This window comes from Capnocytophaga sp. HP1101, assembly GCF_054772415.1.
The window spans coordinates 473,361-485,069 of record NZ_BPUU01000003.1 but is presented as its reverse complement, the minus strand read 5'-3'; the positions used below and the strand labels follow the sequence as shown (position 1 = coordinate 485,069).

8 protein-coding genes are annotated in these 11,709 nt (G+C 34.4%); 2 read left to right on the top strand and 6 right to left on the bottom strand.

The genetic code is table 11. The features are described 5' to 3' along the window. The first annotated feature begins 11 nt into the window (after window positions 1-11). Together RCZ04_RS03335 and porV are read left to right on the top strand one after the other, a co-directional pair. Complete coding sequence (locus RCZ04_RS03335) at window positions 12-905, top strand: adenine nucleotide alpha hydrolase family protein (RefSeq protein ID WP_460484539.1); 894 nt, start codon at window positions 12-14, stop codon at window positions 903-905. A 79-nt stretch (window positions 906-984) separates the two neighbouring features. Continuing rightward, window positions 985-2,067: a type IX secretion system outer membrane channel protein PorV gene (porV, locus tag RCZ04_RS03330; RefSeq protein ID WP_460484538.1), complete on the top strand. Its 1,083-nt coding sequence runs from the start codon at window positions 985-987 to the stop codon at window positions 2,065-2,067. Here the strand turns inward: porV and RCZ04_RS03325 are convergent. The 6 genes from RCZ04_RS03325 to RCZ04_RS03300 form a co-directional block, all read right to left on the bottom strand. Then, window positions 2,064-6,680: a hypothetical protein gene (locus RCZ04_RS03325; RefSeq protein ID WP_460484537.1), complete on the bottom strand. Its 4,617-nt coding sequence runs from the start codon at window positions 6,678-6,680 to the stop codon at window positions 2,064-2,066. The genes porV and RCZ04_RS03325 overlap by 4 nt on opposite strands. A 29-nt stretch (window positions 6,681-6,709) precedes the next feature. Then, the gene (locus RCZ04_RS03320; RefSeq protein ID WP_460484536.1) at window positions 6,710-8,368 is read right to left on the bottom strand and encodes a hypothetical protein; all 1,659 of its coding nucleotides are present in this window, start codon (window positions 8,366-8,368) and stop codon (window positions 6,710-6,712) included. Between the two features lie 7 nt (window positions 8,369-8,375). Further along, window positions 8,376-9,728 (bottom strand): PKD domain-containing protein, encoded by a 1,353-nt coding sequence (locus RCZ04_RS03315; RefSeq protein ID WP_088594364.1) that lies wholly within the window; start codon window positions 9,726-9,728, stop codon window positions 8,376-8,378. A gap of 137 nt (window positions 9,729-9,865) precedes the next feature. Beyond that, a complete protein-coding gene (locus tag RCZ04_RS03310) occupies window positions 9,866-10,150 on the bottom strand; it encodes a hypothetical protein (RefSeq protein WP_227002877.1) in 285 nt (94 codons plus the stop codon). A gap of 97 nt (window positions 10,151-10,247) precedes the next feature. After that, on the bottom strand, window positions 10,248-11,309 hold the full coding sequence (locus RCZ04_RS03305) for a hypothetical protein (protein WP_460484535.1): 1,062 nt from the start codon (window positions 11,307-11,309) through the stop codon (window positions 10,248-10,250). Further along, window positions 11,309-11,709: hypothetical protein (locus tag RCZ04_RS03300; RefSeq protein WP_460484534.1), on the bottom strand; the 401-nt coding region annotated here is incomplete at its 5' end. The genes RCZ04_RS03300 and RCZ04_RS03305, both read right to left, overlap by 1 nt.

Below are 11,709 nucleotides of genomic sequence, written 5' to 3'. Positions count from 1 at the left end.
AAATTAATACAATGAAAGTAGTAGTAGCATACAGTGGAGGAAAAGACAGTCAAGCCTCCTTAATATGGGCTGTAAATCAGTATGGAAAAGAGAATGTATTAGCTGTATTCTGTGATACAGGTTGGGAGCATTCTGTTACCTATCAGCATATAAAAAGTACAACAGCACTATTAGGAGTTGAACTTATCGTACTGAAATCAAAAAAATACGATGGATTGCTTGATTTAGCTATTAAGAAGAAGCGTTTTCCTTCTACAATGGCACGGTTTTGCACTTCAGAACTAAAAGCTATACCTATGATAGATTGGGTGCTATCTCAACAAGAACACTTGCTCATAATTCAAGGTATACGTGCCGCTGAAAGTAAATCACGTTCTTTGATGCAAGAGCATTGTCGTTACTTTAAGTACTATTTTACACCTATAAAAATAGACAAGAATGGAAAAACTGTGTTTCATACTTATCGCAAGAAAGATGTTATAGAATGGTGTAAGCAATACGATGACAGCTTATTGCGTCCAGTATTTCATTGGTCGGCACAACAAGTAATAGATTATATTCTTGCTAACGGACAAAGTCCTAATCCTCTATACTCAAAAGGAGCTCATAGAGTGGGGTGCTTTCCTTGTGTAATGACAAACAAATCAGAGCTCAAAGCAATGTGCCAACTTACTCCTGAATGGGTGGAAAAGGTAAACCAAGCTGAAATATTAGTTGGCACATCATTTTTTCCTCCTAACTACATTCCAAAACGCTACTGCTCTCTTGTTGATAAAAATGGAAAGCCTTATGCAAGTGTAACAGATGTAGTGAAATACCTTACTGAAGCCTCAGAAAATCTTTTTGAAAATGATGAGCTTTACAATCGCTCTTGTATGTCTTTTTACAGTGGGCTGTGTGAGTAGCTTAATGAAAAATTTTTTGCAAAAAGAAGCGGTATTTAAAATAAAATTGTATCTTTGAAAAATATTTTGGCTATTCACTATGAAATTTCACTTTCTAATTCTGTTATTAAGCTGTTTTTATGTTTTTTCACAAGAAAAAGAACAGCCTATTACTACGGCATTTCCGTTTTTACTTATAAGTCCTGATGCTATAGCCTCAGGAAGAGGAGATGTAGGAGGTGCTTCAAGTCCTGATGCTTTTTCACAGTATTGGAATTCGTCAAAGTATGTTTTTTCTCTGAAAAAATCAGGGATAGGAATGAGTTATACTCCTTACTTAAACAAGCTATCTCGTGATATTTTCTTAGCAAATATCAGCTATTACAGAAAAGGGAGCAGAAGTGCTTGGGGAAGCAGTCTTCGGTATTTTAGCATAGGAGAAGTACAACAAACTCAACTTTTCGGAAGTGAGATATACCGATTAGGGAACTTTTTACCGTCAGAATGGCTGTTAGACCTGTCATATAATCTAAAATTAAGTGAATATTACTCAATGGGAATTACAGCTCGTTACCTACATTCCAATTTGCGATTACCTACAGAAGAAAAAGCAACTGCCCAAGGGATAGCTTTTGATATTTCAGGTTACTATACTTCTGAAAAGCATCTTGTAGGTAATTATTTTGGAAGTTATTCATTAGGTTTCCAAATTTCCAACATAGGAAGCAAAATCAAATATGAGGACTTAGGACAATCGTTTTTTCTGCCTACTAATCTTAAAATCAGTGGGAGTTACACCCTATCAGTAGATAGTGAAAATGATATTTCTCTACTTGTAGAGCTGAACAAATTATTAGTTCCTTCTGATACACAAAAACACAAAAAGACTGATTTTTTAGAGGGTATTTTCACTTCGTTTACTGATGCCCCTAATGGTTTTTCAGAGGAGATACGAGAAATCACTTGGGCATTAGGCTTTGAGTACATTTACTTACAACAATGGAGCTTGCGCACAGGTTATTTCTATCAACACAAAAACAAGGGAGATAAAAAATACCTCACTATTGGTACAGGTTTTAGTGTGCCACATTGGCAATTAGATTTTTCTTACCTCTTTTCTACTGCTCAAACAGTTAATCCTTTGAGTAATTCTCTTAGAATTTCATTACAATACACTTTTTAATCATCAATAGGGTTTTTATACATCTGTAATGCTTCTGATGATTTTTTATCCCCAGGTAAGGTATAGGTAAGTTTGATGTAATAATCACCTTTTCTCATAGGCGTGAAAGTATTCTTTAAAAATTGGCGGGCTGGACTTGAAAAAGGTACTATCCCTTTACTTACATCATTAGAAATTTGGCTGATAATATCTACAAAATCCGTTTTATAAGCTAATGCTAAATCATATTGATACGGAAAGTAATTATCTACTCCTTGCGAGAAAATTTCATTCTGTACATTGGTTAAATACTTATTATCAATAGAAATTGCTTTTGAAGGTATTTGCCCCCATTCTTTAGTATCTCTTCTTAATTGATATTTTCCTGCAATAGGCAATTGGCTATAGAAAGTAGGATTTATGTATTGCTTAAAATAAGCATCTTGTAGAGTAGCCTCCACTGCAATTAGAGGTTTTTTCTTAGAATACTCATTCCCCACAAGGTCTACTGTTTCAAAAGGTTCTGATTTTTGAAGGTTATTAGCGAGAGAGATTACATCAGAGTAATGAATTATAAAATTGTAATGAGACACTTTGATAGCTTTTATCTTCTCATTAAACGTTTTATACTTGCTGGTACTAAAATCATACGCCAATCGCTCTATCTCACCCTCTTTACTTAACGATTGCGCTTGTTTTTGTAAGACTTCATAATCATTCCCCTCTTCCTGTGTTCTCTTCACATTTTCAGTAACTTCGCCTTTTTTATCTTTTGTATTAGTCTTTACAGGTTTACTAAAAAAGCTAACTTTATAAGCTGACTTTGTTTGTAGCTTAGGCATCGCAAAAGTAATCTCATTAGCCTTATTATCATAAATAAACGCTACTTCTTGTGCTTTATGAGTTTGATTATCTACAATTTTAACTCCGTTTTCCCATTGATTACCTTCAAATAGATAATCTTGCCCTTGCTTGAGTTTTACATATCCTTGTTCAAATTCGTCTTTTAAGAAAAACTTTTGTGATACAACGGGGTAGGCATATTCTATATTTTGTAATGGAATATAATTAGGAGCTGTACCTGTTGTAAAAGTACGTTCTTCATATTCTTTAGCTACTTGTCCGTTTTGGGTAATAGTCTTGAATATGCCTCCCTCTTGTTTTTGGAAGATTACTTCTACCTGTACTTTAAATTTCTTTTTAGGAGGTAAAATATCTTCAGGGATAAAGTTAGCTCTATCTTTCAAGTGCGACCACTCTAATCTGCCTTTAACTTCTTGATTTTGTTCGTCAAGGACTTTGAATTTTTCAAGAACTACTCGATAAGTGCTTTTACCGTTATCCTCTGGAATTTCAAAAGCTTCATTTACTTTCATTGAAAAAGTAGCCTGAGGTACAGCAAATACATCTACCTCATTACTATTGTTTTTAGGAGACACATCAGCAATGAGTTTCATACCTTCAAAAGCACCACCCGCCACTCCAAAGTCACATTGTTCACCAATAGTTACTTTAAAATTGAACTTTCCTTTGATAAGTCCGCCTAACACATTCATTTCACCTCCTACATAACCTCTCAACCACACAGGATTAGGCAACTTAGCTTGCATTAGCACGGCAGCTCCTGCTGAAATGATAGGAACTCGCATATTGATAAAAAGCAACTTTACACGTACCCCCAGTTCACCTTGCAAATAAGCGTACGATTGTCCATTAGCATACCAACCATCTATACCTACTTGCCCGCCTGTATTTCTACACGATGCTTCACCATAGTTCTTAAGCATTATATCAAAACCAACGCCTGCTTTAAAATTAGCATAGAAAATTAAAAATGACAAATCGCCTGTATCTATACTCAAGTCAGCACCAAAGGCAAAACCTCCTGCATTGGCTAAAGCGTTTTCATCGCGCATATAATTGAGCTCCTGCACTTCTACCCCTAAGAGGCTCGCTACATTGGCAGGAGGCGGTGGAGAAGCCGGTAATTTTGTGCCCGCCATAAGGTAAGAGCCCGTTTTGAGCGAAACACCTGCTACCCCCATTTTTATACCTACCCTATCATCGGGTGTGCCAATGTGCAGATACCAATCATTAGGGTCTTTATGAAAGACAGCCCAACCTGCTCTACCCCCTTCACCCACGCCTGAGATGAATCCTGCATTGATATACACATCCAAAGTGCCGTGTGTAGTTTGATTGGCTATATCAAACTGAATAGCTGTTTTGAATTGGATAGTAGCTTTATTATCAGGGGTTGTAGGTATGGCTTTTTCAGCAAGAGGTAAGAAACGTTTTTCAAAACTGCTCCGTTTGTCGTTATTAGTTTCTAATCCTAAGAAAGCTGCTTTATTTTCTAAACTTCCCGATACTTTTGAAACTAAATTCTGTACATTTTCTATTCCAGGTATATCAGCTAAGACATTTCCTTTGCCATAGATAGCCGCAAAATCTAACCCTCCATTTTTGTTGAATAACATCTCAAAAGCAGCTTCGCCGTTGAAAGCCTTGTCTGAACCTATTGCAAAACTCACTAATGCTTTTAGACCTAATCCACCTTCTTGATAAGGCTCATAAGTAAGCCCTGAGGGAGAAAATTCAGCAGGGTCAGCAAGTGCATTTCGTTTCATATTGTAATAAGCTCCGCCACCAAAACCATTGATAAAATAGCCCGTTGAAATTTTGGCACTGGCATCAAAATACCAATATCTAAATTCTTTTTTTCCGAAAATAGCTTTGGCTTTTACCTCACAAGCTCCTTTAATAGCTACTTTTAAATCAGCATTAAATCCGTTGCCATATACAGGGTGATTTTCAAGTAAATCAAGTCTGCCATCCATAGAAAATCCACAAAAAGAACCTTTAATGGCTATAGCAGAAAGGTCTAAGCCTTTGAATTTATAGTTGTAAGTGTGATTTTCAGAGGTTAGTTCTCCTAAAATACCTATATTAGCTCGTGCAGATAGCTCACTTTTATCCATTAGGTTCAGTGCTACATCAAAATACACATCGGCACGATTATCAGAAGTTTTCACTTCTATACCTTTGATACTTACAGGAAAGTTGCTAAAGGAGACCTCATTTTTATAGCCCATACTCCCCACTGAAATCATAGGAGAGACTGTTTGTAATCTCAAATTTTCAAAAGTAATTCCCTTAAAATCTACAGTTTTGCTCGCCTCCTGATTTTCCTGTGTTTCTTTTTCTGCAGTTTTGTTGGCTGCAAAGTTTATATTACCGTGTAGAACAGCTTTAGGGAGAAAACGATTGTTTTCTACTTTGAGCTCTATGGAACTATTTTTATAAAGAGCGGCTTTTGCCTGCCAAAGGTCAAATTGTATTTCATCAGTTGTTATTACATTCAAGCTGTATCTTTCCTCTGAAATCAATCCATCATATTGTAAGCCTAATTGTTCAATATCTTCGCTCTTAGAAGTGTTAGTAATAGGCAACAGTATTTTTCCATTAAAATTAGCTTTTACAAACTCACCCGTTTCTATTTGTACCTCAATATGGTCTAATGAGTACGCCCAAGCGTTATTTTTGTCAGTAATACCTTCTTTTAGGGGGAATATATTCTCTCCTGAAAAGATACCAGAAACACCGAATTTATCGATAATAAGCCCTTTAGCCGAAAACTCAATGCGCTTTCCACTTTCAGCAGTTGATTTTGTTTTGAACTCAGAAGGAAGTCCTATTGAAAACTCATCAATATACACTCCTTTCCAACTCTCTTGTGCAGGAAACAAAAGTCCCTTGGTATTGTACACATTAGGAAAAACAACAGAAGGGTCGTTCTTTATATCGCTTACATCAAGTACAGCTTTTGATACTAAAAACTGAAAATTGCCATTGTAGTCTGTTCCATTTTGTTTTTTAGCTAATACAAAAGGAGAAAGAGATACGTTCATTATCAAGTCATTCCAAGCCGATGCTGTAATGCTAAAATCACCTCTTACTCTGTTAGGAGCTTCTATAACACGCCCGTTGGACAAAGTTACTGCTACAGTTTGTTTGGCTTCATTTACCATTCCGTTTTCTATAGGAAGAATGAGCTCTCTTGAAAATTCGACAGCTCCCGAAAGGCGAAATTCTTTAAAACCATCACAGTCGATTACAGCATAAGTCAAATCTTCACTTTGTCCTGTTTCTTTGTTAAACCCTCCATAGAGGGTAAGTTGCCAAGCATCTTTATGGATAGGAATGTCTATATCTCCCAGCAAAGCCAATTTGGCATCTCCTATGATACCCCCACTATGAGAGAGTTTGATGTTGTTTGCACCAAAAAATAGAGAAATAGGGCGACCATCATCCCCTTTTTGAGGAATATCTACTTTGGCAAACACTTGTAACTCGGTATAATCAGAGTGCAGTGTAGCCTTTATAATACCTATTGAATAAGTAGCGTTATCCGCAGCATTCTCACCTCTCTTACGCGTTTTTATACCGATGGGCAAAGAGGTAATATTCTGTAAAGACAAATTATCTACCCACAATTCCTTCCTTTCTATTTTCTGCATTTGTTGTGCAGCATATTCAGGAGTAAGTTCATTGTTATCAGTATTTTGCCCTAAGAGAGAAGAACTCCAAAGAGTGAGAAAAACAAAAGGTATGGATAAAAATATATTTCGCATTGTATGTTATTTTTTAAGGTGAAACTATTTTAAAAGCTATAGCTATAATTTATATTAAGCGTTATATCCTCAGCAGATTTTTGTTGTGAGTGCCTAAACATCTGCATTCCATAGAATGAAAAATTGTGTTTTTCAAGTAGTACATACGACACATTGCACTTGATACCTAAAACACTATTTCCAAAAGTGTCATTTGTTCGATTATAAAGCGTTCCTAAACTTGTATTGAGCTTATTTTCAAAGAATTTTTTGGCGATTGTAACACTCCCACCGTAAAAATCGGTTATCTCTCTCCCTACTTTGTTTTGAGTGTAGTTGGCAGAAGTATTCACATTCATTTGCAGAGATGAAAAGCTAATGGTATGAGCAGCATTGTAATTCTGCACCAAACTAGCTTGTCCTCTGCCGATAATACCTCCTTGTTCATTTGCTTGTCCTGCAATAGAGTAGTTGAAATTCACATTTTGACTTTTATCTTTTCCAAAAACATAATTCATATTCACATTTCCGTTTTGAGAAAGCTGGCGATAAGTAAGTGTATCGGCAGGATTCATATTCGGGGTGTTGATATAGTCGAACTCGTTTAAACGGCGGTTAGTAGTGGATGTAAAATTAGAGTATGAACCTGATACATTTAGTTTTTCTGAAACCTTTGCATTCAAATTTGCACTTCCTACCAGTCTCACAGAGGTTTGATTTTTCTGTTCTTTTAAATTGTCGCGTTGGTATCCCAATTGAGTGGCTATACTTATACGATCTTTAAAAAACGGACGGGCAAATGTAAGAGAAATATTCTCTAAATCATTATTGAAATACATAGCTCCAAAAGTACGATAAGTAGGATCAATATTCTCATATACAATTCCTACATTTGCTTTTCCTATCAGATAGTTTAAACGAGCATCAAAAGCCCTACTTTTGGAGGAGGAAAGCAAATAGTCTAACGAATTATCCTCAGTTTTATGAGGGGTCTTTTCCTGAATGATAGAAAGCGCATATTGTACTTCTAAGCTCAAGTTTTTTACAAAAGTTGTGGCAAATTTTAACGCATTAGCATAATTAGACTTGGGAGAAATATCAGTAGGATGTTCCAATGAATTTTTAACGTCCCAAGCGTATAAGCTACTAAATTCTATCTTATATTTTTCTTTGTCAAAATTAAGCTTCATAGCTGAACCATATCTCTCAAAAACAGCTGCTTGACCTATATTTTTATCTTCTTCTACTGCTTTGAGCAAGCGCCCTCCCATTGTGCTAAATTTCAATGCTCCTTTAGGCGTTAATTCTACCCCTACCCCACGGAAAGGGTGACCATTGAGCGTATAGGGAGAATAAGTGAGGGTGTGGTCGCCTAAGTACAATTTTATCCATTTGTACTTAGGAGCAATACTAAATCTATTAAAGTCAAAAGGGACTTTATAGTTCAGAGCATTTCCTTGATTGGTAATAGAGTAACTCACTGGCATTGAAAATGTAAGAAAGCTAAAATTCAAACTTCCTGTAAGCATATAAGTAAAGGTACTTTTTTCAGCAGAAGAATTAAAAAACATAGCATCAGCATTGACGCCTCCACTTACTCTAAACTTTGTATCTTTAGTCATTGCTTCTATGTCTAAATCTTGAGCATTGGTACCAAAAGATATACACAAAAGTCCTCCCAAAAGCATATACTTTAATAATAGTTTCATTATCTATTTATTTTTGAACTTTTATATCACACAAAATATAGGAATTTTCTGCACCCTTACTTACAAATTGTTTTATTTTGATAGCTCCCTTTCTACCATCGTGGGTTTGAAATAACACTATTCGAGGTAATGTATTTGTAAATGCTTGTGCTCCTGCTGCCGAATGTGTAATAGAAAGTGCACGTAAAGGGCTATCATTTGTCATTGCATTGAATTCTTCTTCAGTGAAATTGATCCCGCAATTGCATATTTCTTGTGAATTGACAAAAACAGTAGTTTTTGCTCCTGTAATAGGAAAGAAAGCATATTTTTGTGCCTCAGTTGGAGATACAAATTTATTGCTTGAAAAAGTAGGGCTACCTCCTTGAAAAACTATATCTATCAAAGGGGCATTTTCAGCGGTAATATCTTTAGAGAAAAAAGATTTCTTCAGTTTTGTGGAATAGAAAGCTGCTACTTTTTCGCTGTTATGAGCATAATTAATTCCTAATTTTACATTTTCTAATACATAAATACCAGTATCAGGATATACTGTAATTTGTTTCTGTAAAGTTTGAGTTGTTTTACCATTAGAGGCTACAAGTATTATAGTATAAGTACCAGCATTAGTATAGGTTACTTTAGGATTTACTTCAGTAGAAGTGTTAGGAACACCCCCTTGGAACGTCCATTGGTATGAAATAGCATTTTCAGTTTTATTTTGCAAGGTGATATTTACAGGCACTTGTAAATCCTCATCCTCAATAGGTATCTGCCAAGAAAAAGCAGGTTTAATAGCAGGTTTTACCTCTACAAAATCTGAAAAAGTTTGACGATCATACCCATTAGAAACTTCTAAAGTTATTTCGTGTTTGCCTTCTGTAGAAAAAACCACAGAAGGAGGTGTTTTCCCTTCAAAAGTTTCAGGGATACCTCCTTTAAAAAGCCATTTATGAGTGAGGTTCTCTCCCTGAGTAGTATTAGTAAACTTCACTGTTACAGGAGGATAGCTATTCATTACAATCTCTTTTGTAAAGCTTGCTTTTTTGATAGCATCTTTTATTGTGATAGTTTGCTCTTGAGTATCTGATTCTTTATACTCGTTAGTAACTGTTAGCTTTACTTTGTATGAGCCGTGTTGTGTATAGAGCACTTCAGGAGATTTTTCAGTAGAGGTATTAGGCGTACCACTTTCGAACTCCCACTGGTAATGCTCTCCCCCTGAAGAGGTGTTATTCATCTTTACATAAACGGGTACTGATTCATCACCATTTCTAAAACTCATTTGAAAAGAAGCCTTTACAGGGATCTCTGTCTCTTGATAACAAGAAACTACTGCAAAAGCTATTAAGCAAATGATAAAATATCGATATAAACTCATCGTTATTATTTTTTTGATTTTATTTGTTATTTCTTTTGTTCGTCCTAAAATTATTAGTTAGTCCGTAGATTTTCAAAGAAGTATTAAGCTACTTTCTTTGTTTATCGCATATCTTTAGCCTTTGTTCTTAAGACTTATCACTGTAATCTTATTTTAGGACAATACACTTCTTTAAAAGCTTGTTTTACTTCATTTATATTAGCTTTATTACTGTTAATCACATAAGCTAAATCTTCTATTTTGTTAACTCCTTGTAAATAACTTTCAAATTGCTTGATAAATCCTTTATCATTAGCTATTTTACTCCAAGTTTCGCTGTTATAGCTTTTAAATTCCTCATATAAAGGTTTTTGTCCTTCCCTAAACTTCACGTCATAACGGCAGTTGGCACAGATATCATCTAAACCTTTTTCAAACTTCATATCTATATGCTCAATGTTTTCAGGCGTATATTTCTTAGGGTTTTTCTATGTTTTTAAATGAAGTAAAAGTAATAAAATTAGTATGATAAAACAAGAACTATTCTTCACGTTCAAAAATATGCAACGTATGATTACTATCTAAGATATACACCTTATTTTCTGAGACTTTTAGGTCTCTAAGGCGAGTAAAACTATCATCTCTTTCCACTACAGCAATAGGCTCTGAAACATAGATAATCTCCTTGGTATTGATGTCTAAAACACCAAATTGTAATTCTTTGTCATTATAAAAATACAATAAATCTCCTTGTAAACTTGTATTTCCATTAACCCCATATTTTTTCAAGTTCATTTTTTCCATTTTATCCCACATCCCATATAGCATAGGAGTTACTTTTTCTTTATTGAGGTCTATTTCAAAAAATCTGTCAGCTATTAAACCGATAATTATTCCTTTTTTATCATCCAAAATAAATTTTGCACGATAAAAAATGTAAAACTCTTCACTATCTACATAACTATCGACTTTGCCTAATAAATTCCCCTTGGGTATCCCTAGAATACGATGTTTTAATTCCCCAGTTTGAATATCTAAACCAATAAATCCACCTCTTTCTATATAAACCCAAAGAATATTGTTATATATTCCTACAAATTGTTCTACTTCATAGTCAAATTCTTCATCTGTACTATAATCTTTACCTTTACCAAGAGAAGCAAGAGGAAACTCCCAAAGGAATTGACCTGATAAGAAGTTAATTGTTTGAATTTTATTCTCCTTTTCAAAAAATAAGAGCTCATCAAAAATATAAGATGATAGCATTTTGCCTCTCAGTAGCTCTAAATCATTATACATTAATCTTTTTGATACTCTATCATAATAGATAAAGGAGCTATCAGAAAAATAGTAATAAAAATTTCTTTCTTCAAAAGTGTTTATAACTTTTCCTTGATAATTTAAAAAAGTATTGACACTCCTATTAGTAAACACATTAAAAAAAGAAGGGTTAAAATCAATTCCCCAATAAGGAAAAGAAATAGGGATGTTAACCTCTTTGCCAGTGACTTTTACGACATCATCTGAAACAAAAAAGCAATTATTATCTATAATCTTCCAACTATCTATATTAGGGAAATTTTCTATATTTTGATATTTCATTAGTTTGTTTTTATAAAATTATATATTGGGTTATTGATATCCTCAGCTTTATCTAAGAAATCAGAGGCATTGTCTATGTCCTTACCAAATAGTTTTCTTATTTTTTCAATTCCTAGCCCACCTTTTTTAGGTAATCTAAAAAGATTATCAGCTTCTTTTTTAAACAATTCTTTAAAAGCTTGTTTTACTTCATTTATATTAGCTTTATTACTGTTGATCACATAAGCTAAATCTTCTATTTTTTCAATACCTTCTGTGTTCAAGTAGCTTTTAAACTGTTGAATAAATCCTTTATCATTAGCTATTTTACTCCAAGTTTCAGTATTATAGCTTTTAAATTCCTCATATAAAGGTTTTTGTCCTTCCCTAAACTTCACATCATAACGGCAGTTGGCACAGA